This is a genomic window from Nonomuraea sp. NPDC023979, assembly GCF_040639085.1.
Lineage (GTDB): Bacteria > Actinomycetota > Actinomycetes > Streptosporangiales > Streptosporangiaceae > Nonomuraea > Nonomuraea ceibae.
On the sequence record NZ_JBEZZG010000019.1, the window covers coordinates 1 to 22,026 of the forward strand.

The 22,026-nt window shown below is 74.4% G+C and carries 15 protein-coding genes; 10 read left to right on the forward strand and 5 right to left on the reverse strand.

The annotated features are described in order from the left end of the window. The 7 genes from AB0G11_RS28660 to AB0G11_RS28690 form a co-directional block, all read left to right on the forward strand. A partial coding sequence (locus AB0G11_RS28660) for an SDR family oxidoreductase (RefSeq protein WP_357589570.1) occupies positions 1-3,215 on the forward strand: 3,215 nt, incomplete at its 5' end. Between the two features lie 23 nt (positions 3,216-3,238). Then, positions 3,239-4,090 carry an FAD-dependent oxidoreductase gene (locus AB0G11_RS28665; protein WP_219507382.1) on the forward strand — a complete coding sequence of 284 codons (852 nt, stop codon included), beginning with the start codon at positions 3,239-3,241 and terminating at the stop codon, positions 4,088-4,090. Positions 4,091-4,101: 11 nt separating this feature from the next. Continuing rightward, complete coding sequence (locus tag AB0G11_RS28670; protein ID WP_219507381.1) at positions 4,102-4,350, forward strand: acyl carrier protein; 249 nt, start codon at positions 4,102-4,104, stop codon at positions 4,348-4,350. Beyond that, on the forward strand, positions 4,347-5,480 hold the full coding sequence (locus tag AB0G11_RS28675; protein WP_357589571.1) for an acyl-CoA dehydrogenase family protein: 1,134 nt from the start codon (positions 4,347-4,349) through the stop codon (positions 5,478-5,480). The genes AB0G11_RS28670 and AB0G11_RS28675 overlap by 4 nt, the downstream gene beginning before the upstream one ends. Continuing rightward, a complete protein-coding gene (locus AB0G11_RS28680; protein WP_357589573.1) occupies positions 5,477-6,550 on the forward strand; it encodes an HAD-IIIC family phosphatase in 1,074 nt (357 codons plus the stop codon). The genes AB0G11_RS28675 and AB0G11_RS28680 overlap by 4 nt, the downstream gene beginning before the upstream one ends. Before the next feature lie 10 nt (positions 6,551-6,560). After that, positions 6,561-7,355: a thioesterase domain-containing protein gene (locus tag AB0G11_RS28685; protein ID WP_357589575.1), complete on the forward strand. Its 795-nt coding sequence runs from the start codon at positions 6,561-6,563 to the stop codon at positions 7,353-7,355. A gap of 167 nt (positions 7,356-7,522) precedes the next feature. After that, complete coding sequence (locus AB0G11_RS28690) at positions 7,523-8,185, forward strand: 4'-phosphopantetheinyl transferase superfamily protein (protein WP_357589577.1); 663 nt, start codon at positions 7,523-7,525, stop codon at positions 8,183-8,185. On the opposite strand, the gene AB0G11_RS28695 is transcribed toward AB0G11_RS28690, so the two are convergent. From AB0G11_RS28695 to AB0G11_RS28715, 5 genes are read right to left on the reverse strand one after another with little or no spacing between them, the layout of a single operon-like run. Next, on the reverse strand, positions 8,148-9,308 hold the full coding sequence (locus tag AB0G11_RS28695; protein WP_357589578.1) for an acyl-CoA dehydrogenase family protein: 1,161 nt from the start codon (positions 9,306-9,308) through the stop codon (positions 8,148-8,150). The genes AB0G11_RS28690 and AB0G11_RS28695 overlap by 38 nt on opposite strands. Before the next feature lie 7 nt (positions 9,309-9,315). Beyond that, positions 9,316-13,137: an SDR family NAD(P)-dependent oxidoreductase gene (locus AB0G11_RS28700; RefSeq protein WP_357589580.1), complete on the reverse strand. Its 3,822-nt coding sequence runs from the start codon at positions 13,135-13,137 to the stop codon at positions 9,316-9,318. Continuing rightward, positions 13,134-17,822 carry an SDR family NAD(P)-dependent oxidoreductase gene (locus tag AB0G11_RS28705; RefSeq protein WP_357589582.1) on the reverse strand — a complete coding sequence of 1,563 codons (4,689 nt, stop codon included), beginning with the start codon at positions 17,820-17,822 and terminating at the stop codon, positions 13,134-13,136. Before AB0G11_RS28705 ends, AB0G11_RS28700 begins: the two co-directional genes overlap by 4 nt. A gap of 32 nt (positions 17,823-17,854) precedes the next feature. Beyond that, positions 17,855-18,652 (reverse strand): ABC transporter permease, encoded by a 798-nt coding sequence (locus AB0G11_RS28710; protein ID WP_357589584.1) that lies wholly within the window; start codon positions 18,650-18,652, stop codon positions 17,855-17,857. Next, positions 18,642-19,472: an ABC transporter ATP-binding protein gene (locus tag AB0G11_RS28715; RefSeq protein WP_308125846.1), complete on the reverse strand. Its 831-nt coding sequence runs from the start codon at positions 19,470-19,472 to the stop codon at positions 18,642-18,644. The genes AB0G11_RS28710 and AB0G11_RS28715 overlap by 11 nt, the downstream gene beginning before the upstream one ends. Positions 19,473-19,648: 176 nt before the next feature. On the opposite strand from AB0G11_RS28715, the gene AB0G11_RS28720 reads away from it, so the two are divergent. The 3 genes from AB0G11_RS28720 to AB0G11_RS28730 are packed head-to-tail and all read left to right on the forward strand — an operon-like array spanning position 19,649 to position 22,025. Further along, the gene (locus tag AB0G11_RS28720) at positions 19,649-20,317 is read left to right on the forward strand and encodes a phosphotransferase (RefSeq protein WP_357589586.1); all 669 of its coding nucleotides are present in this window, start codon (positions 19,649-19,651) and stop codon (positions 20,315-20,317) included. A gap of 47 nt (positions 20,318-20,364) precedes the next feature. Then, positions 20,365-20,802 carry a DUF1707 domain-containing protein gene (locus AB0G11_RS28725; RefSeq protein WP_357589588.1) on the forward strand — a complete coding sequence of 146 codons (438 nt, stop codon included), beginning with the start codon at positions 20,365-20,367 and terminating at the stop codon, positions 20,800-20,802. Next, positions 20,799-22,025, forward strand: a complete 1,227-nt coding sequence (locus tag AB0G11_RS28730; RefSeq protein WP_357589590.1) for an acyltransferase family protein — start codon at positions 20,799-20,801, stop codon at positions 22,023-22,025. The genes AB0G11_RS28725 and AB0G11_RS28730 overlap by 4 nt, the downstream gene beginning before the upstream one ends. Position 22,026: the final 1 nt, after the last annotated feature.

Here is a 22,026-nt window from a genome sequence, read left to right on the forward strand (position 1 = left end):
CGGCCGGCGCGGCGGCCGCGCTGGACGGCGGCGCGGGCCTGCTCTCCCGCACCGACACCGCGCAGGGCCGCCGGGTCGCCTTCCTGCTGGCGGGCGTCGGCGAGCAGTACCCGGGCCTGGCCGCCGACCTGCACCGCCACGAGCCGGCCTTCCGCCAGGCGCTCGACGACTGCCTGGCGGCGCTGGCCGGCGTCATGGACGTGACCGGCGTCGCGGACCTGCTCACCGGCGACCGCGCCACCGCCCCCGGCCTGGCCGCCCTCCTCGGCCGGGAGACCGCCTCCGGCGGCGGGCCGGACGGGGCGCGGGCGGCGACGCTGGCGCGCACCGAGCTCGCCCAGCCCGCCCTGTTCGCCGTGGAGTACGCGCTGGCGCGCACCCTCATGGCGTGGGGCGTCCAGCCGGAGATCATGCTCGGCTACAGCCTCGGCGAGTACGTCGCCGCCTGCCTGTCGGGCGTGCTCTCCCTCCAGGACGCCGTCGCGCTCGTCGCCCACCGGGCGAAGCTCATCGCCGAGCTGCCCGGCGGGTCGATGCTCGCCGTCTCGATGCCCGCCGCCGCGCTGGCCCGCCGCTTCCGGCTGGAGGAGCGCGGCCTGGACGTCGCCGCCGTCAACGGCCCCCAGGTCACCGTCGTCGCCGGCCCCGCCGAGCCCGTCGCCGCCCTGGCCGCCGAGCTGCGCGCCGCCGAGATCCCGTGCCGCCCCCTGGAGACCAGCCACGCCTTCCACTCCCGCATGCTCGAACCGGCCGCCCACGACCTCACCCAGTGGGTCAAGGCCAACGTCACGCTCAACCCGCCCGCGCTGCCGTACGTGTCGAACGTGACCGGCGACGTCGCGGACGCCGCGCTGGTGTGCGACCCCGGCTACTGGGCGCGGCACATGTGCGCGACGGTGCGGTTCGCCGACGGCGCGGAACGGCTGCTCGCCGACCCGGAGCTGGCCGTCGTGGAGATCGGGCCGGGACAGTCGCTCGGCGCGCTGGTCCGCGCGACCGGCTGCCCGCCCGAGCGGTGGCCGCTGATCACCCACACCATGCCCGCCGCGAGCGACGGCACCCCCGGCGACGAGACGCTGGCCGGCTGCCTGGCCCGGCTGTGGTTGTGCGGCGTCACCCTCGACTGGGACGCCTACCACGGCCGCGACGGCGGCGACGGCGGCGCGGCCGGGGCACCGGGCCGGATCCCGCTGCCCACCTACCCGTTCCAGCGGCAGCGCCACTGGATCGACCCGCCCGCCCGCGCCAAGGCCGTCGCCGCCGAGCCGGAGGACCTGTTCGAGGCCGTCGCCGGGCTGCCCAAGCTGCCCGAGGACCGGTGGCTCTACCTGCCCGTGTGGCGGCAGACCGCGGCCCCCGCGCCCGCCGCCGCTCAGCCGGGCTCCTGGCTGGTGTTCACCCGCGACGGCCTGGCCGACGAGGCCGCCCGCAGGCTGGCCGCCACCGGCGCCACCGTCACCCTGGTCCGCCCCGGCGACGCCTACACCGCGACCCCGGACGGCCACACGGTCCGGCCCGGCAGCGTCGACGACCTCCTCGCCCTGCTGCGCGACCTGCGCGCCGCCGGCCGGCCGCTGGAGCGCGTCGTCCACCTGTGGTCGCTGGAGCCGGGCCCGCACGAGCTCACCGTCACGCGCGGCCTGCACACGCTCGTCGCGCTCGCCCGCGCCGCCGGCGAGTCCGGCATCGGCGGCTGGTCGCTCGACGTGGCCGTCTCCGGCACCCAGCAGGTGCTCGGCGAGGAGGTCGCCGACCCGTCCGGCGCCACCCTGGCCGGACCCTGCCTGGTGATCCCGCTGGAGTACCCCGGCGTGACCACCCGCCTCGTCGACCTGCCCGGCGACCCGGCCGCGACCGACCTGGACGCGCTCACCGCCGAGCTGGCCCGCCCGCACGGCGACCGCACCGTGGCGCTGCGCCGGGGCCGCCGCTGGCTGCCCGGCTACGACCCGATGCCCGTGCCCGACGCCCCCGACCCGCTGCGCGACGGCGGCGTCTACCTGATCACCGGCGGCCTGGGCGGCATCGCCCTCGGCCTGGCCGGTCACCTGGCCCGCGAACGCGCCGCCAAGCTCGTCCTGCTCGCCAGGACCGGCCTGCCGCCCCGCGCCGAATGGCCCGCCGTCCTCTCGGGCGAGCGGCACGCCGGGGAGACCACCAGGCGGCGCGTCGCCGAGGTCACCGCCCTCATCGAGGCGGGCGCCGAGGTCGAGCTCGTCACCGGCGACGCGGCTTCCGCCGCCGACGTGCGCCGCGCCGTCGACGCCGCCCTCGACAAGTTCGGCGCGCTGCACGGCGTCCTGCACGCCGCCGGGGTCCCCGCGATGGGGCTCATGCAGTTCAAGCGGCCCGAGGAGCTCGACGACGTGCTCGCCCCCAAGGTCGGCGGCGTCCACGCCGTCGCCGAGGCGCTGCGCATCGGCGAACCCGGCGAGATCCCGCTCGACTTCCTCGCCCTGTTCTCCTCCATCACCTCCGCCACCGGCGGCGGCCCCGGCCAGGTCGACTACTGCGCCGCCAACGCCTACCTGGACGCCTACGCCTGCCGGCTGGCCGCCACCGGCCGCCGCGTCGTCGCCATCGGCTGGGGCGAATGGACGTGGAACGCCTGGGAGGCCGGGCTCGACGGCTACGAGGAGGCGCTGCGCGACTTCTTCCGCGACAACCGGGCCAGGATCGGCATCGGCTTCGACGACGGCTGGCGCTCCCTGCGGCGCGCCCTGGCCACCGGCGAGCCGCGCGTCGTCGTCTCCACCCAGGACTTCCCCACCCTCGTCGCCGGCAGCGCCCGCTTCACCCTGGAGGCGGTGACCTCGCCCGGCCTGGGCGGGACCGGCGGCGAACGGCACCCCCGCCCCGAACTGCTCACCCCCTACCAGGAGCCGTCCGGCCACGCCGAGGAGACCATCGCCGCGATCTGGGCGGAGTCGCTGCGGCTGGAACGCGTCGGCGTGCACGACAACTTCTTCGAACTCGGCGGCAACTCCCTGCTCGGCGTCTCGATCGTGGCGGCGGTCCGCCGCGCGTTCGAGCTGGCCGAGCTGCCGCCGCACATCCTCTACGAGTCGCCCACCGTGGCCGCGCTCGCCGGCACCGCCGAGGCCCTGGCCTCCGGCACGGCGCCCGCGGCCGCCGACCCAGGCGGCAGCCAGGTCCGCGCGCAGCTGCGCAGATCCGGGCTCGAAGCCTCCGCCGCCCGCAGACGCGGCCGGTGACACCCCAACCTGAAGGAGCGGACATGACCGTGATCGGCGTGATCGGCGCCGGCGTGATGGGCGTCGGCGTGGCCCAGAACCTCGCCCAGACCGGCCACGAGGTCGTCCTGGTCGACAAGGACGAGCGCATCCTCGCGGACGCGCTGGCCACCATCGGCCGCAACGCCCGGATGAGCCGCCTCATGGGCGGCCCCGCCCTGGACCCCGACGAGATCCTGTCGAGGATCACCACTGCCGTCGGCGCCGCCGGCGCGGCCAAGGCGAGCCTCGTCATCGAGAACGTGACGGAGAACTGGGACGTCAAGCGGGAGGTGTACGAGACGCTCGACGCCGAGTGCGGGCCCGACACCGTCTTCGTCGTCAACACCTCGGCCATCCCCATCACCAAGATGGCGGCCGTCACCGGCCGCCCCGACAAGGTCATCGGCGTGCACTTCATGAACCCGGTGCCCGCCAAGCCCGTCGTGGAGCTGATCCCCGGCTTCCACACCTCGCCGGAGACGATCCAGCGCACCAGGGACCTGCTGACGGCGATGGGCAAGAAGGCCGTCGACGTCAAGGACTCGTGCGGCTTCATCTCCAACCGGGTCCTCATGCTGACCGTCAACGAGGCCGCCTACCTGGTGCACGAGGGCGTCGCCGACGCCGAGTCGGTGGACGAGGTGTTCCGCGGCTGCTTCGGCCACCCGATGGGCCCGCTGGAGACCGCCGACCTGATCGGCGTCGACACCATCCTCTACAGCGTCGAGGTGCTCTACGAGCACTACGCCGACAGCAAGTACCGTCCCTGCCCGCTGCTCAAGCAGATGACCGACGCCGGCCTGCACGGACGCAAGTCAGGCCGCGGCTTCTACACCTACACCACCCAGAGCTGAAGGAGTCACCCATGTCCAGCAAGACCCAGATCCTCGACTTCATCCGCGGCCGTTACCCGCAGGCGGAGATCGACGAGTCGCAGGACATCTTCGCGCTCGGCTTCGTCAACTCCCTGTTCGCCATGGAGCTCGTCATGTTCGTCGAGAAGACGTTCGGCGTCACCATCCCCAACGAGGAGCTGCGCATCGACAACTTCCGCACCGCCGACGCCATGTCCGCGCTGGTGGCGCGGCTCACCTCCGACCTGGCCGTCGCGTGACCCTCACCAGCACGGCGCCCGCTCCGGCGGGCGCCGCCCCCGTCACCGGCCGCAGCTCGGCCCGCGCGTTCGTGGACACCCACGTCGTGCCGTACGCCGACGCCTACGACAGCAGCGGGCGCGTCCCCGAGGACCTGCTGCGACGGGCCGCCGAAGCCGGGCTGTGGGACCCGCTGTCGATGGACATGGTCACGCTCGGCGAGGTGCACGAGGAGGTGGGCCGGGGCTGCTCGTCGCTGCGCAGCCTGCTGACCGTGCACACGATGGTGTCGTGGACGCTGCGCCGCTGGGGCACCGACGCGCAGCGCGAGCGCTGGTCGGCGCCGCTCGCCGCCGGGGACGCGCTCGGCGCGTTCTGCCTGTCGGAGCCCGGCGCCGGCAGCGACGCCGCCGGCATCACCACCACCGCCACCCAGACGGGCGACGGCTGGGTGATCGACGGGGTGAAGACGTGGACGACCGGCGGCCAGCGGGCCGACGTGTTCCTCGTCTTCGCCCGCACCGCCACCAGCATCGGCGCCTTCCTGGTGCCGAGGGACACGCCGGGCGTGACGGTCACGCCGATCGACGACATGCTCGGCACCCGCGCGTCCATGCTGGCGACGATCACGTTCGACGGCGTCGCCCTCGGCCCCGACGCGCTGCTCGGCCCGAGCGGGTTCACCGCCGGCATGGTCCTCACCGGCACCCTCGACCTGGGCCGCTACAGCGTCGCCGCCGGGTCGCTCGGCATCGTCCAGGCGTGCCTGGAGGCGTCGGCCGACTACGCCGCCCGCCGCGAGGTCGGCGGCCGGCCTCTGGCCGAGCTGCCGCTCATCCAGGCCAAGCTCTCCGACATGGTCACCGACGCGCGGGCGGCCCGGCTGCTCGTCGCCGAGGCCGGCCGGCTCAAGGACGCCGGCGAGTCCGCCACGATCATGGCCACCTGGGTGGCGAAGTACTTCGCCTCCACCGCCGCGGCCAGGCACGCCTCCGAGGCCGTCCAGATCCACGGCGCCAGCGGCTGCGCCCCCGGCTCCCCGGTGGCGCGCTTCTACCGTGACGCCAAGGTCATGGAGATCATCGAAGGCAGCAACGAGGTCCAGCGGATCACCATCGCCGGCCAGGCAGAACGGGAGACGACCAGATGACCGTGACCACCGAGCGGCCAGGCGCGCTGCCCGCCAAGCCCGCCCGCGGCCGCATCAAGTGCATCGTGTGGGACCTCGACAACACGCTGTGGAACGGCGTTCTGCTGGAGGACGGCGACGTCACCGTGCGCGCCGCCGTGGTCGAGCGCATCCACGAGCTCGACCGCAAGGGCGTGCTGCACTCCGTCGCCAGTAAGAACGACCACGACGCGGCCATGGCCAAGCTGCGCGAGCTCGGGCTGGAGGACATGTTCCTGCACCCGCAGATCAACTGGAACGCCAAGTCGGAGTCCATCAAGGTCATCGCCAAGGCGCTCAACCTCGGCCTGGACGCGTTCGCCTTCGTCGACGACCAGGAGTTCGAACGCGCCGAGGTCGCCCACGAGGTGCCCGACGTCACCTGCGTCGACATCCTGGACCTGGAGGAGGCGCTGGCCAGGCCCGAGTTCCGGCCCCGGTTCGTCACCGACGAGTCGGCCCAGCGGCGCGCCATGTACCAGGGCCAGATCGCCAGGGACGAGCTGGAGCAGGAGTTCGTCGGCACCAGCGAGGAGTTCCTCGCCGGGCTCGGCATGACGTTCACCATCGCGCCCGCCCGCCGGGAGGACCTGCAGCGGGCCGAGGAACTGACCGTCCGCACCAACCAGCTCAACTCCACCGGCCGCACCTACTCCTACGACGAGCTCGACGCGCTGCGCGAGTCACCCGACCACCTGCTCCTCGTCGCCTCGCTCACCGACAGGTTCGGCAGCTACGGAAAGATCGGGCTGGCCCTGGTGGAGAAGGAGGAGAAGAGCTGGCGGCTGTGCATGATGCTCATGTCGTGCCGGGTCATGTCCCGCGGCGTGGGGATGGTGCTGCTCAACCACATCCTGCGGCTGGCGGCCGAGGCGGGCGTCGCCGTCCGCGCCGACTTCGTGGAGACCGGCCGCAACCGCATGATGCAGATCACGTACGCCTTCGCCGGATTCAGGGAGGTGAGCCGGGACGGCGCGCAGGTGGTGCTGGAGGCCGATCTGGACGCCGTGCAGCCGCCTCCCGCCTACGTGAAGCTGGAGATCGCCGAATGAGGGACCGACCATGACCGTCCATGATCTGACCAGCGACGACGTGCTCGTCCGCTGGCTGCCGTTCCGGACGCTCACCGGGGCCGAGCCGGGGGCGCTGCCGCTCTACTGCCTGCCCCACGCCGGCGGCGCCGCCTCGGCGTTCCGGCTGTGGCAGCGCAAGCTCCCGGGCGTCGCCGTCCAGCCGGTGCAGCCGCCCGGCCGGGAGGGGCGGCACAAGGAGCCGCCGTACCTGAGCATGCCGGAGCTCGTCTCCGACCTGGCCGACGTGGTGCTCGCCGACGTCGAGCTGTCGGCCGCCGGCCGCCGCTACGCCCTGTACGGGCACAGCCTCGGCGGGCTGGTGGCCTTCGAGCTCGTCCGGGAGGTCCGGCGGCGCGGCGGGCCGGAGCCGGTGCACCTGTTCGTGTCCGGCGCCGACGCCCCGCACGTCACCTACGAGCCCGGCCCGCCGGTGCGCGGGATGAGCGGGCCCGAGGTCGTCACCCTGCTGCGCCGGCTCGGCGGGACGCCCGAGTGGCTGCTGTCCGACCCGGAGGCGCTGGCGATGATCCTGCCGGCCGTCCAGGCGGACTTCACCGTCAAGGAGACGTACGTGTACCAGGAGGAGCCGCCGCTGGACGTGCCGATCTCGGCGCTGCCCAGCGCGTCGGACCCCCGGGTCGCGCCGGAGAAGGTGGCGCGCTGGCGCGACCAGACGGCCGCCCCGTTCGCGCTGCACCCGTTCGACGGCGGCCACTTCGCCGTCTTCGAGCAGGCGGCGCGCACGCACCGCCTCGTCGCCCAGGCGCTGCGCCCGTGGGTGTGACCAGCCGGCGGGTCTGGGGGGACCCGCCGGCCCCACCCCCCACGGCGTCCGCCGAACCCTCCGGCCCCCGCACGCCGCGCACCCTCCCGAGGTCGCGCGCCGCCGTGCGGGGGCCCGCTCCTTCCGGGAACGCCGGGAACGCCGGCGTGGCGGCCCAGGTGTCGCCTGTGGGAGTCCCCGGCGGCGGGGTGCGGGTGTGGCGGGTCGATCTGGACCGGCCGGACGCGGCCCGGGGGTGGCGGCTGCTGTCCCAGGACGAGCGCGAGCGCGCGCTGGCGTTCGCGGACGGCGGGGAGCGCCGCCGCTATGTGGTGGCGCACGCGGCGCTGCGCGCGATCCTGGGGCGGGCGCGCGGCGCCGACCCGGCGGGGCTCGGGTTCGGCCGGGACGAGGCCGGGCGGCCGTGCCTGGCGGACGGCGGCGGGCCGGACTTCAACCTGTCGCACTCCGGCGGCTGGGCGCTCGTCGCCGTCGCCCCGCCGGGCGGCCGCGTGGGCGTCGACGTGGAGCGCGTCCGCGCCGACGCCGACCACCTGGCCCTCGCCCGGCGCTTCTACCAGCCCGAGGAGGCCGACCGCGTGCGCGCCGAGGGCCCGGACGCGTTCTTCCGCCTGTGGACCGTCAAGGAGGCGTACGTGAAGGCGTCCGGCGCCGGCCTGGCCGCCCTGAGCGACGTCGTCGTACGCGAAAGGAGCGCGACGCACGCCACCGTGCTGTCACGCTCCTCGCGCTTCCCCGAGTGCCACGCCCACCGGCTGGACGTGGCCCCCGGCTACAGTGCCGCCGTGGTGGTCACGACCGCTTGGACACCGGCACCACGTACCGGCTGAACACCAGCTCGCGCAGCACGTCGTCGCCGCCCTCGACGATCGACACGTACCGCATGTCCCGCAGCAGCTTGCCGATGACGGACTCGTGCGTGTAGCCGAGCCCGCCGAACATCTCCGACGCGGTCGAGGCGATCTGCCACCCCGTCTGCCCGCAGAACATCTTCGCCGTCAGCGCCTGCTTGAGCGTGCCGAGCCGCAGGAACTCCTCGCCCGCGTCCGGCCGGGCGGCGATGGCGTCGTAGGCGCGCGCCGCCGCCAGGCACTGGTTGGCCATGACCTCGATCTGCATCTCCATCTGCCCGAGCCGGCCGGCGAACACGGCGTTGCCGGTCAGCGGCGCCCCCTTGACGGTCTTGGCGGCGCCGTACTCCATGCACACGTCACGCACCCGACGGGCGATGCCGAGGGCGGTGGCCGCGATGAGGATGCGGCTGGCGTTCAGCCCCACCTCCAGCAGCCGCAGCCCGTTGCCGCGCAGCACGTTCGCGGCCGGGACGCGGACGCCCGACAGCGACACCTGGTAGGTCGCGGACGAGCGCAGCCCGATCACGTCCCAGCGCTTGTCCACGGTGATGCCGGGCGTGTCGCGCGGCACCAGCACGGCCAGGTAGCCGGCCGGGTCGTCCTGGGCGCGCGCCACGACGACGAGGAAGCGGGCGAAGTCGGTGTTGGTGGAGAACGCCTTGGTCCCGTCGAGGACGACGTCGCCGCCCTCGGTGCGCGCGGTCGTGGTGATCCTGGCCAGCTCGCTGCCCGCGGCGTGCTCGCTGCCGAGGGTGGCGGCGAAGCCGTTGGTCGCCACGAGGTCGCCGAGGTGGCGCTTGGCGAGCTCCTCGCTGCCGTACCACGTCACCATGCTCGTGGTCAGGATCGGGATGAACAGGGTGAAGGCCACCCCGGCGTCGGCGTAGGCGAGCTCGGCGGTGATGCGCACGCTCTCCTCCAGCCCGAGGCCGGGCCCGCCTGCCTCCTTGGGCAGCCACCAGTTGGCCAGGCCGGTGGCGCCGAACCGCTCGTACAGCGGCAACGGCGCCTCGGCCAGCGAGTCCAGGTACGCGTCCTTGCCCGCCAGCTCGCGGCGGGCGAACCCCTGCACGGTCCTCAGGTACGCGGGCTGCTTCATGGGTCGCTCACTCCTGTTCGTCGCGGGCGTCGAGCAGCTCGGCGAGCTGGCGCACCGTCGGGCACTCCAGCAGGCCGGTGACCGGCACCGACGCGTTCAGCGCCTTGCGGACGCGGGTGGTGAGCTCGATGGCCAGCAGCGAATGCCCGCCGAGCTCGAAGAAGTTGTCCAGGGCGCCGATCGGGTCGATGCCGAGCACGCGGGACCAGATCGCGGCCAGCGTGGCCTCGGTGCCCTCGCGCGGCTCCACGTAGGCGTTGTTCAGCTCGGGGCGCGGGTGCCGCTCCTGGTCGTCATCGTCGTCGCCGGCCTCGTGGATGTCGCCGGTGACCCACTGGGCGATGCGGGCGTCCAGGGAGCCGGTCGAGATGACGAAGTGGCCGGCGTGCCCGGCGGCCGACAGCGCCCGCTCGAACACGTCCACGCCCTCGGCGGGCGTCATCGCGTAGTCGACGACGGCGCCGCTGTGGCCGGCCACCCGGTCGGGGTCGATGTTCCAGGTGTCCCAGTCGACCGTGACCCACCGCCCGCCGCCGCTGGTGCGGGCCACCCGCACGTACGCGTCGAGCGCGGCGTTGGCGGCGGCGTACGGGCCGAGCGTCATGCCGCCGAGCACGGCCGCGATGGACGACAGCGTGATGCGCCGGTCCGGGCAGTGGTCGCCGAGCACCTTCTGCAGCACGTGGAATCCGGTCACCTTGGCCGCCAGGTGGGCGTCGCACTGCTGGCGGTCCATCAGGTGGGCGAAGTTGAAGTAGGCGCCGTCCTGCACGCCGGCGCCGTGCACGACGACGTCGATGCCGCCGAACCGCTCGACCGCCTCGGCCACGACGGCGCGCATGCGCTCCTCGTCGGCCACGTCGGCCGACAGGGCCAGCACCGTCGCGCCCCGGCTCTCCAGGTCGCGGATGTTGCGGATGTGGCGGGCGGTCCGCTCGCCGCCGGGCGGCACGTCCGCCAGGTAGGCGTCCCACTCCTGCCGGGGCGGCAGCGGGGAGCGGCCGGTGAGCACCAGCCGGCAGCCGTACGCGTCGGCCAGGTGGCGCGACAGGACGAGCCCGACGTCGCCGAGGCCGCCGGTGATCAGCACGGTGTCGCCGTCGCGGAACGGCCGCCGCGCCGGGTCCGGCTCGGCGATGGGGAACGGCTCGTAGTGGCGCAGCCACGTCTCGCCCGCGCGCACGGCCATCGGGCCCTCGTGCTCGCAGACGGCCGCGGCCAGCGCGGCCTCCACCCCGCCGGCCAGGTCGCCCAGGTCGGCCAGGTCGTCGAGGTCGTCGAGATCGACGTGGCGGCAGCGCAGGCGCGGGTTCTCCTGCTGGAGGCTGGGGGCGAGCGCCGCCAGCGTGGCGTGCTCGGGGTGGCGCAGCTCGGCCCCGGCGACGTTCACCGCGTGGGAGGTGAGCAGGACCAGCTCCGCCCGGGGCGCGGACCCGGTGTTGTCGACGAGCTCGCGGGCCAGCTCCAGCGCCGAGTAGAAGCCGCGGTCCTGTTCGGCGGCGAAGTGCGCCACCGGATCGGCGCCGGGTCCGGGCTCGGCGGCGGCCAGGCTGAAGCCGTGCACGATCGCGCGCGGGCTGACGACCAGCGAGTACAGCAGTTCGGCGAGGTCGCCGGCCTTGCCGGAGCGGATGGTGAAGCTGCCGTCGTCGTGCTGCTCGAACCGGTCGCCGTCACGCACGGCGGTCACCTCGGCCCCGGCCCGCGTCAGCCGCTCGACCAGGGCCTCGCCGCGCCCGTCGGCGGTGAGCACCAGCCACGGCCCGGCCTCGCGCAGCCGCTCGTCGAGCCCTTCGGCGGGCAGCGGGCGCTGCTTCCACGACGGCAGGTGGGTCCACCGCGACCGGTCGAACGTCTTGCCCTCGCCCGCCGGCTGGCGCTGCTGCCCGGTGGGCGGCTTGACCCAGAACCTGCGCCGCTGGAACGGGTAGGTCGGCAGCTCGACGCGCCGCCCCTCGCCGCCGTGCAGCTTGGCCCAGTCGACGACGCTGCCGGCCAGCCAGAACCGCGCCAGCGCCGACAGCAGCCACGAGGCGGCGTCCACGCCCTCCTCGGGGGTCACCGTCAGCTCCACGGCCTGCGCGTCGCCGTCGACGACCTGGACGCCGATCCCCGTGAGCCCGTCGGCCAGCGCGCTGAGCGCCTCGTCCCGTCCCGCCGTCCCGGCGGGGGCGGGCTGGCCGAGCACCGAGGACGCCGCCGCGCGCAGCTCCGCCCACCAGGAGTCCGGGGTCCCGTCCTCCGGCGCGGCCAGCCGTACCTTGGGGTTGCGCCGCTGGGTCTTGCCGTCGATCCAGCGGGACGGGTCGGCCAGCGCGGCGAGCGCGTCGTCGCGGTCGCGGCAGACGACGGCGCGGCGCAGCGCGAACGCGCCCCGCGACACCTGGAGCGTGAACGCCACGTCCGCCAGGTCGGAGCGGTCGCCGGTCAGGTGCCGGCGCAGCCGCTCGGTCAGGTCCGTCAGCGCCTGGTCGTCGGCGGCGGAGAACACCAGCAGGTGCGGGCCGGGCCTGGCGGGCCGCTCCGGCCGGGGCGGCGCCTGCTCCATCACCACGTGCGCGTTGGTGCCGCCGAGCCCGAACGAGCTCACCCCGGCCCGGCGCGGGTGCGGGCCCTCCGGCCAGGGCCGGTTCTCGGTCAGCACGGTGAAGCGGTCGCGCGCCGACGCCAGCGCCGGGTTCGGCGTCTCGTAGCCGGGCGTGCCCGGCAGCAGCTCGTGCTTGAGAACGAGCGCGGCCCGCATCAGCCCGGTCACGCCGGAGGCGCGGTCGAGGTGGCCGAGGCTCGGCTTGACCGACCCCAGCACCGTCGGCGTCTGCCCGGCCTGCGTGAACACCCGGCTCATCGCCGCCAGCTCGATCGAGTCGCCCAGCATGGTGCCGGTCGCGTGGCACTCGACGTAGCCGACGGTCTCCGGCTTGACCCCGGCCACGCCGAGCGCCGACTCGATCACCTCGGCCTGGCCGTCCACGCCCGGCGCCGTGTAACCGGCACGCAGCCGGCCGTCGTTGTTGGACGCCGACCCGAGGATCACCGCGTGGATCACGTCGCCGTCGGCCAGCGCGTCGGACATGCGCTTGAGCGCCACCGCGCCCGCGCCGCTGCCCATGACCGTGCCGCCCGCCTCGGCGTCGAAGCTGCGCACCCGCCCGTCGGGCGACATGATGCCGCCCTGCTCGTACAGGTAGCCGGCGGGCTGGGGGAGCGGCGTGAACGCGCCGCCCGCCACGGCCACGTCGCACTCGTAGGTGAGCAGGCTCTGGCACGCCAGGTGCACGGCCACCAGCGACGTCGAGCAGAACGTCTGCACCGACACCGACGGCCCGCGCAGCCCCAGCTTGTAGGAGACCAGCGAGGCCAGCGAGTCGCGCTCGTTGCCGACGGCCATGAGCAGCGCGCCGCCCGGCTGCGAGGTGAGGTGCTGGATGTTCTGCACGACGTAGTCGGGGAAGCCGCAGCCGCCGAACACGGCGACCTGGCCGGGCACGTCCGTCGGGCAGTAGCCGGCGCCCTCCAGCGCCTCCCACGAGCACTCCAGGAACAGCCGGTGCTGCGGGTCCATCGTCTCGGCCTCGCGCGGGTTGATGCCGAACACCCCGGCGTCGAACCGGTCGAGCCCGTCCAGCGGGCCGCCGACGCGCACGTAGCGCGGGTCGGCCAGCGTGCCCGGGTCCACCCCGGCCTCGCGCAGCTCCTCGTCGGTGATCGTCCGCAGGCCCTTGACGCCCGCCAGCAGGTTGTCCCACAGCTCGGCGACGCCCGAGGCGCCCGGGAAGCGCCCGGACATGCCGATCAGCGCGACCGCGGAGTCGTAGTCGGTTCCGGTCATGATGTCCTTCCGCTCCTGAGCATGTTGCGCCGCTGCGCGATCCTGGACCGCTGCTGCTCGCGGGCCTCGGCCGGCTGCTCGCCCGCCTCCTCGCCCGCCCTGGCCGCCTCGGCCAGCGAACTGATCGTCGGGGCCTGGTAGAGGATGTGCGGCGGCAGGTAGGACAGCTCCAGCGCCTTGCGCACCTCGGCGATGATCTCCATGCCGAGCAGCGAGTTGCCGCCGAGCTCGAAGAAGTTGTCGTGCACGCCGACCTGCTCCAGGCCCAGCGCCTCGATCCACACCTGGGCGATGGCCTCCTCGGCGGGCGACTGCGGCTCGACGTAGGCGGTCGACAGGTCGGGTCTCGGGTGGCGGCCGAAGGCGTCGCGGATCTTCTTCACCGTCGCCTGGTGGCTCTCGATCGACGAGCGGCGGCTCATCGCCACCATCGGCGCGAAGTCCTGCGTGGACGCGACCACGTGCCGCTCGCCGCTGGCCAGCGCCCGCAGCAGCGTCTGCCAGCCCTGGTCGAAGGTGAGGCCGAAGTTCTCCCGGTACCACTCGAAGTACTGCCGGGAGCCCTCGTCGTAGTTGTCGAGCCCGTCGGTCCAGCCGTTCCACGTCCACTCGCACCAGTCGATGGAGGTGACGGTCACGCCGGGCAGCGGGTCGCTGAGCGCGAAGGAGTCCAGGAACGCGTTCGCCGCGCAGTAGTCCACCTGGCCCGCGCCGCCGCCGGTCGCCGACGTCGTGGACGAGAACAGCGCCAGGAAGTCCACCGGCCGCTCGCGCAGCACCTCGGCCAGCGCCAGCGTGCCGGCCACCTTCGGCGCCAGCACCCTGTCCATGTCGGCGACGGTCTTGAACTGCATGAGGCCGACCGCAGGCACGCCCGCGCAGTGCAGGACGCCGTTGAGCTCGCCGAACCGCTCCACCGCCGCCTCGACGGCGCGGCGTACGTCCTCCACGCGGGAGACGTCGCCCGCCACGGTGAGCACGGCCGAGCCGGCCGCCTCCAGGCGGCGCAGGCCCTCGAGCCGCCTGCGGACCTCGCCCGCGGCGTTCCCGGCGGCCAGGATCGACTCCCACTCCTCGCGGGGCGGCACGGGGGTGCGGCCGAGCAGCACCAGCCGCGCCCGGTACTGCTCGGCCAGCCTCTCGGCCATCGCCAGGCCGATGCCGCCGAGCCCGCCGGTGACCAGGTACACGCCTCCTTCACGGACGCGCGCCGCGGGCTCGGCCGCGTCGATGACGGCGGCGTCGAGCACCTCGTAGTCGGGGATCCAGCGGCGGCCGCCGCGCAGCGCGACCACCTGGTCGGCCGGGTCGGCGCGCAGCTCGGCGAGCAGCGCGGCCGTGACCGAGCCGGGGTCGAGGTCGATCAGCCGGGTGCGCGCCTTGGGGTACTCGACGGGGATCAGCCGGGTCGGGCCGAGCAGCGTGCCGCTCGCGGCGTCGACGCGGTCGCCCGGGTGCACGCGGTGCGCGCCGGTCGTGACGATGTCCAGGCTCCAGCCGGGCAGCCCCAGGTCGCCGGAGGCACGGGCGAAGGCGACCAGCGTGTGCAGGCCGCGCCGCAGGCTCTCGCCGATGGGCCGCTCGCCGCCGGCGTTCCACAGGTGCACGACCCGTTCGGGCGTCCAGTCGCGGCCGGTCAGCTCGCGCAGCGCCGAGACGGCGTCCTCGGGCGAGCCGGGCCGCACCCGCAGCCCGTCCGGGCCGCTGGAGAACTCCTCGCCCGGCCGCACCAGCACCACCTCGCGGCCGGTCGCCGCCAGGTGCGCCAGCAGCGGCGCGGCCAGCGCGTCCGCGGCGCCGTCGTCGGTGTAGACGAGCCAGCGGGACGCCTCCTCGGCCACCGGCGGGCGGGTCGTGGTCTCGCGCCAGACGGGCGCGTGGATCCACCGCGTGTCCGGCAGCCGGGGGTAGGCCTTGGCGATGCTCTTCGGGTCGCTCTCGTCGAACGCCGCCGCGCCACCGCCGCCGCCCAGCGCCGACTCGTCGATCTCCAGCCAGTAGTCCTGGTGCTCGAACGGGTAGGACGGCAGCGGGACGCGGCCGGGCGTCCAGCCCTCGTGCAGCGCCGCCCAGTCGACCGGCACGCCGGTCAGCCACAGCTTGGCCACCGCCGTGGCCAGCGCCGCGCCCGCGTCCTGCGTGTCGCCGGCGGCGGGCAGCGTGGTGACGATGAGCGGCCAGCGGCCGCGCTCGCAGGCCGGGTGGCCGCGCGTCAGCGCGCCCAGCGACTGGCCGGGCCCGATCTCGGCCAGCGCCAGCTCCGGGATGCCCAGCACGTGGTCCAGGCCCGCCCCGAACTCGACGGTCTCGCACATGTGGCGCGCCCAGTAGCCGGGGTCGGTCACGTCCTGTGCCGTCGCGGGCGCGCCCGTCACGTTGCTCAGGTACGGCAGCGCGGGCGGGCGCAGCGTGATGTTGTCGGCGATCCACGCGGTCAGCTCGGCGGCGACCGGCGCGAGCATCCGCGAGTGGAAGGCGTGCGTGGTCTCCAGCCGCCGGTGGCCGATCTTGGCCTCCAGCAGCCGGGCCGCGGCCGCCTCGACCGCGTCCACCGGCCCGGCCAGCACGAGCTGGGAGCCCGCCCGCACGGCCACGTCCAGCTCGCGCATGCCGTCGTCGCCGAGCAGCGCGGCCAGGCGCCGCTCGTTCGCCGAGACGGCCAGCATCGCGCCCTCGGGCTGGGAGGTGATGAGCTTGGCCCGGTAGGCGACCAGCCGCAGCGCGTCGGGCAGCGACAGCACGCCCGCCAGGCAGGCGGCGACGTACTCGCCCAGGCTGTAGCCGATCATGATCTCGGGGGTCAGCCCCCACCGCATGAGCCGGCGCGCCAGCGCGTACTCGGCGACGAACACGGCGGGCTGCACCAGGTGCGCGTCCGTCGTGGAGCGCGGCGCGCCGCCCGTGGCCCGGCCCAGCAGCCTGGCCAGGTCGCTCTCCTGCTCCGCGGCGGGCCCGGCGGGCGCGAACACGTCCGAGAGCTGCTCGGGGCCGGTGAGCCCGAGCACGGCCAGGCACTCGTCCACGTCCGCGCGGAAGCCCGCGTCCTCGGCGTAGAGGGAGGCCACCATGCCCGGGTACTGCTCGCCGACGCCGGCGATGAGGAAGCCGACCTTACGGCCGACCGTCGCGTCCGTACGGCCCAGCGGCCCGGCCGGGTCGGCCAGCAGCTCCGCCGCCTGGCCCGCCGAGTCGGCGACCACGACCTTGCGGTGGTTGAACACCTTGCGCCCGGCCTGCAGCGTGTACGCAACGTCGGCCAGGTCGTCGGCCGTGGCGGCCAGGTGCTCGGCCAGGCGGGCGCAGGAGCGTTCGGCGGCGGCGGCCGAGCGGGCCGACACCGGCAGGATCTGCCAGCGGTGCGGGCGGGCCGGCCGCTCGGCGGGCAGCGGCGCCTCGGTGACGATCGCGTGCGCGTTCGTGCCGCCCATGCCCAGCGAGCTGATGCCCGCGATGCGCGGCCGCTCGTCGCTGCGCGGCCACGGCGTCGGCTCGGCGGTGACGCGGAACGGGCTGGCGGCGAAGTCGATCTCGGGGTTGGGGGAGCGGTAGTGCAGCGTGCCGGGGATCAGCTCGTTGCGCAGCGACTGGACGACCTTGATGAGCCCGGTCACGCCGGAGGCCCGGTCCAGGTGGCCGACGTTCGGCTTGATCGAGCCGAGCACGCAGTACTGCTTGCGCTCGGTCTCGCCGAACGCCCGGGTCAGCGCCGCCACCTCCATCGGGTCGCCGACCTCGGTCGCGGTCCCGTGCGCCTCCACGTAGGAGATGTCGGCCGGGTCGACGCCCGCGCGCGCCAGCGCCGACGACACGCAGCGACGCTGGCCGTCGATGCTGGGCGCCAGGTAGCTGAACTTCATCGCGCCGTCGTTGTTGATCGCCGAGGCGCGCAGCACGGCGAAGACCGTGTCGCGGTCGGCGACCGCGTCCGAGAGGCGCTTGAGCGTCACCACCGCGGCGCCGTCGCCGAACATGCTGCCCCGGCCCTCGGCGTCGAACGTGCGTACGTGCCCGTCGGGCGACTCCTGGCCGCCCTCCTCCCACAGGTAGCCGATCCGGTCCGGGATGCGCACCGACACGCCGCCGGCCAGCGCCATGTCGCACTCGCCCCGGCGCAGGCTCTCGCTCGCCAGGTGCACCGCGACCAGCGACGTCGAGCAGAACGTCTGCACCGAGATGCTGGGCCCGTTCAGGTCGAGGCGGAAGGAGACGTTCGTGGCCAGCGAGTCCTTGTCGTTGCCGATCATCAGGGCGGAGGTGTCGATGCCCATCTCGAACGCCCTGAGCCGGGTCAGCAGGTAGCCGCTGATGTTCATGCCGGCGAACACGCCGACGCTGCCGCGGTTCTCGGGGGCGGCGTACCCGGCCGTCTCCAGCGCCTCCCACACGCACTCCAGGAAGATGCGCTGCTGCGGGTCGGCGAGCGTGGCCTCGCGCGGGTTGTAGCCGAAGAACCCCGCGTCGAAGCCGCGGATGTCGTCCAGGATCGGCCGCGACCTGACGTAGTTCGGCTGCTGGAACGTGGCCGGGTCGACGCCCGCGCTGATCAGGTCCTCGTCGGAGAAGCGCGTGAACGACTCCACGCCGGTGCTGATGTTGCGCCAGAACGTCCCGATGTCGGTCGCACCGGGGAAGCGCCCGGCCATGCCGATGATCGCGATGTCGCCCGGTGAATGTCCGTGATCCATCAACCTGCCTCTATTCACTGGAGTTGCGGTACTCACAACAGCCCGCCACGGCCCCAGCCGCGGGCGAGCCTGCGGGCGGCGAACACGCCCGACAGCAGGCCGATCGCCAGCACGACGCCCGCCGGGCGCAGCGTCCCCGCCACGTCCCCGGCGACCGCGGACTGCATCATCACCAGCGCCCAGTAGCCGGGCGACGCGTGCGCGGCCAGCTGCGCCCATTCGGGCATGAGGCTCAGCGGGACCAGCGCCCCGCCCAGCGAGCTGAGCGTGAGCGCCCCCACGTCGGAGATGACGCTGAGCTCGCCGTGGCTGCGCACCAGCGTGGCCAGCGCCGCCCCGATCGCCAGCAGCGCGAACGCCCAGATCAGGATCGCCAGGAACACCAGGTGCGGCATCGACGGCACCGGCAGCCCGATCGCCAGGCAGCCGTAGACGAGCAGGATCGCCTGCTGGGCGACCATCACCACGAACAGCGGCAGCGTCTTGCCGACGAGCAGCTCGGCGGCCGGGGCGCGGGTCACCCGCAGCCGGTCCCAGGTGCGCCAGGTGCGCTCGGACAGGATGGCGTTGCCCGCCAGCGAGATCGCGAAGACGGAGAACATGACCATCAGGCCGGTGGCCACCTGGGTGGCGCCGCCGTCCAGCGCCCGGACGTACAGGGGCTTGAGCACCAGCATGAGGACCATCGGCATGGCCACGTAGCTGATCATCTGGCCCGGGTCGCGCAGCCGCAGCGTCATGTTGTGCCTGGCCAGGGCGCCGATGCGGTGCGCGGACGCGAGCAGGGAGCCGAGCCGGCCCGGGCCGGGACGTGAGACGTCAAGGAGCATCGTGGACCGCCAGGGATCGGTAGAGGTCGTCCAGGGAGGCGTTGCGCACGTCGACCGAGCTGATCGGCCGGTCGGTGCGGTGCAGCAGGTCGATGAGCGTCGCCGCCGGGTCGGAGGTGGAGATCCTGATCTCCTCCTCGTCCTCCAGCGTCACCCGCACCTCGCCCGGCAGGTCCCTGGCCAGCTCCTCGTAGGTGCCGCGGGCGATGACCCGGCCGTCGCGCGCCACCGCGATCGTGGCCTGCAGCTCGGTCAGCTCCGGCAGGTAGTGGGTGGTGTAGACGACGGCCGCGCCCTCGCCGGCCCGCTGCTTGACGACGTCGAGCATCGCCTGCCGGGTCTCCAGGTCGGCGCCCGCGGTGGGCTCGTCCAGGAGCAGCAGGGCGGGCCGGTGCACGAGCGCGGTCGCGGCCTGCGTGCGCCGCTGCTGGCCGCCCGAGAGCTTGCCGGCCCGGCGGTCCATCAGGTCGGTGAGCCGCAGCATCACCGCGAGGTCGTCGATGGCCGAGCTCAGCGCGGCCCGGCGCAGGCCGGACAGCCTGCCGTACAGTTCCAGGTGCTCGCGGACGGTCGCCGACGGATAGAGCGCGAGATGCTGGGGCGCCACGCCGACCTGGCCGCGTACGGCGGAGGGCGGCTTGCCGTCGATGGTCACCGTGCCGCCGTCCTGGCGGATCAGGTGCGACACGATCTCGACGAAGGTCGTCTTGCCCGCGCCGTTGTGTCCCAGAAGCCCGACGATCTCTCCGGCGGCCACGCTCAGCGTGAATCCGTCGAGTGCCTGGATTTCGCCATACCGTTTGACGAGGCCGGTTGCCACCAGCAACGTGTCACCTCCCCATATTCAATGGAATAAGCAGGTGAGTGGGGGTTGAATCCATGTTCGTCTCACGGTAGCGACAAATATCGGGCCGCCCGGTGGCAGCTAGTTGCCGGAAAAACCGGTCACCGCGCTGAGGTACAGATTTATTGGCTTTACCGGCTAATCTGACTTATATGCAGGTTGGTTCGTTGATCGCCGCCGGATACGACTGCGAGATTTTCGACGCCGGCCCCGGCCGCGTCGTCCGCCGCTCGCGCGACGGCCGCAGCCTCGAACGCGAGGCCGCCGTCATGCGCCACGCCAGGCGGCACGGCTTCCCCGCCCCCGAGGTCTACGACGCCGACGGGGGCGACATCCTCATGGAGCACGTCGCCGGGCCGAGCCTGCTCGAGGAGACGGCCCGCGACCCCGGCCGCGCCGCCGAGCACGGCGCGCTGCTCGCCGGGCTGCTGCGGCAGCTCTCGGCCGTGCGGGCGCCCGGCTGGCTGCGCGCCGCCTCCGGCCGCCCCGGCAACCGGCTGCTCCACCTCGACCTGCACCCCGGCAACGTGCTCGTCACGGCCGACGGCCCCCGGGTGGTCGACTGGGCCAACGCCGCCCGGGGCGCGCCCGGCGTCGACGCCGCCTGCACCTGGCTCATCCTCGCCACCGCCCCCGTCGCCACGCCGGAGCTCGCCGGCGCGCGGGCCGGGCTGCTCGCCGCCTTCCTCGACGGCGTCGACCCCGACGCCGCCCGCCCGCACCTCGGCTCCGAGGCCGCCCGCCGCCTGGCCGAACGCGACCTGCCCGCCGGCGAGCAGGCCGCCATCGCCCGCTTCCTGGCCGACGCCGGAGCCCCGTGACCCGCACCCTCCGCCCACGTCCGCATCAGCCCCCCACGGAGGTCGACATGGCAGAGCACCGCGACGTGCGGGCCTCGGACGCCGACCGCGAGGCCGCCGCCCGCCGCCTGCGCACGGCGGTCGAGGAAGGCTGCCTCGACCTTCCCGAGTTCGACGACCGCGTCGGCCGGGCGCTCGGCGCCACCACCCGCGGCGAGCTGGCCGTGCTCCTCGCCGACCTGCCCGCCGAACCCCGCCCGGCCCCGCCGCCCGCCCGCCCCGCCGGGACGCCGCGGTGGCTGAGGACGCTCTGGGCCGTGTGGGGCGCGATCCTCACCGTCAACGTCGTGGCCTGGGGCGTGGTCAGCGTCGCCGAGGCGTGCCCCGCCGAGTTCTGGCCCAAGGACCTGCTCGGCCCCGCCCTCGTGCTCGCCGTCGTCACCGCCGTCAACGCCGCGCGCCGGCGCGGCACGCCCCCGGGCGGGCTCTCAGGGGGCGGGGCGTGAGCGCACCGGCCCCTCCCGGGGGTGAGCGGCGCGGCGAGGTCGACCTGCTGCGGGTCCTCGTCGTCGCCGGGCTGGTGCTGTTCCACTCCGCGCTCGTCTTCGACGCCCGCGACGACTTCTACGTCAAGAACGCCGAGACCACCGGCCTCACCCTGGTCGTCTCCGTCCTCGGCGTCCTCTGGGCGATGCCGCTGCTCTTCTACGTCGCCGGGCTCGCCGCCCGCCACTCGCTGAGCCGCCGCGGCCCCGCCCGCTACGCCGCCGAACGGTTACGCCGGATCGGCGTGCCCCTCGTGTTCGCCACCGTGGCCGTCGTCCCGGTGCCGCAGTGGCTGCGCCTGCGCGCCGACCCCGCCTACCACGAGTCCTACCTGGAGTTCCTGCCCCGGTTCTTCCGGATCGAGCTGGACCCGGCCCAGTTCCCGTTCGTGCTCCAGGGCGAGCATTTCGAGACCGGGCACCTGTGGTTCCTGGTGCTGCTGCTGACGTTCTCGCTGCTGCTGGCCGCCGTCGCCCGATGGGGACCCGCCTGGCGGCCGGGGGAGCGGATCGCCGCCCTCGCCGACCGGCGCGGCGCCGTGCTGCTCGCCGCGCTGCCCCTCGCCCTGATCAGCGCGCTCCTCGGCCTGGAGGAGGAGTACGCGGGCTGGAGCCGGTGGGCGTACCTGGTCTTCTTCGCCTACGGGTTCGCCTTCGCCGCCGACCACCGCTTCCGCCGGGCGCTCCGCCGCGACCTGCGCCTGGTCGCCGCCTGCGGGCTCGTGCTGTTCGCGGCCGGGGTGCCGGTGCTGCTCGGCGCGGGCGACGACGCCTTCACCGCCGCCACGCCTCTCGCCCTCGCCGGCCGCGCCCTCTACGGGGCCGCCGGGTGGTGCTGGCTGCTCACCATCCTCGGCGCCCTCGACCGCCCCGCCGCCACCGCCGCCCCCGCCGTTCCCGGCACGGCGAGCGCGGGCCGGGCTCCCGTCGGGCCGGGCGTGCGGCGCTACCTGGCCGAGGCGGTGCTGCCCCTGTACGTGCTGCACCAGCCGGTGGTGGTCGCGGTCGCGTTCTGGGTGGTGCGGATGGAGGCGCCCATCGCGGTCAAGTACGTGATCATCGCGGTCGTGTCGTCGGCCCTGACGCTGCTCGCCTACGACCTGCTGGTGCGGCGGACCCGGGTGACGCGGTTCCTGTTCGGCATGCGTACCCGGGAGAAGGCCGCGGCGGCCGAGCGCGCGTGAC

Excerpts from the sequence above, each read along its gene's own strand:
- AB0G11_RS28685 (WP_357589575.1), top strand. The coding sequence starts at position 6,561 with ATGACCGTCCATGATCTGACCAGCGACGACGTGCTCGTCCGCTGGCTG.
- AB0G11_RS28665 (WP_219507382.1), top strand. The coding sequence starts at position 3,239 with ATGACCGTGATCGGCGTGATCGGCGCCGGCGTGATGGGCGTCGGCGTG.
- AB0G11_RS28720 (WP_357589586.1), top strand. The coding sequence starts at position 19,649 with ATGCAGGTTGGTTCGTTGATCGCCGCCGGATACGACTGCGAGATTTTC.
- AB0G11_RS28680 (WP_357589573.1), top strand. The coding sequence starts at position 5,477 with ATGACCGTGACCACCGAGCGGCCAGGCGCGCTGCCCGCCAAGCCCGCC.
- AB0G11_RS28725 (WP_357589588.1), top strand. The coding sequence starts at position 20,365 with ATGGCAGAGCACCGCGACGTGCGGGCCTCGGACGCCGACCGCGAGGCC.
- AB0G11_RS28695 (WP_357589578.1), bottom strand. The coding sequence starts at position 9,308 with ATGAAGCAGCCCGCGTACCTGAGGACCGTGCAGGGGTTCGCCCGCCGC.
- AB0G11_RS28670 (WP_219507381.1), top strand. The coding sequence starts at position 4,102 with ATGTCCAGCAAGACCCAGATCCTCGACTTCATCCGCGGCCGTTACCCG.
- AB0G11_RS28710 (WP_357589584.1), bottom strand. The coding sequence starts at position 18,652 with ATGCTCCTTGACGTCTCACGTCCCGGCCCGGGCCGGCTCGGCTCCCTG.
- AB0G11_RS28705 (WP_357589582.1), bottom strand. The coding sequence starts at position 17,822 with ATGGATCACGGACATTCACCGGGCGACATCGCGATCATCGGCATGGCC.
- AB0G11_RS28700 (WP_357589580.1), bottom strand. The coding sequence starts at position 13,137 with ATGACCGGAACCGACTACGACTCCGCGGTCGCGCTGATCGGCATGTCC.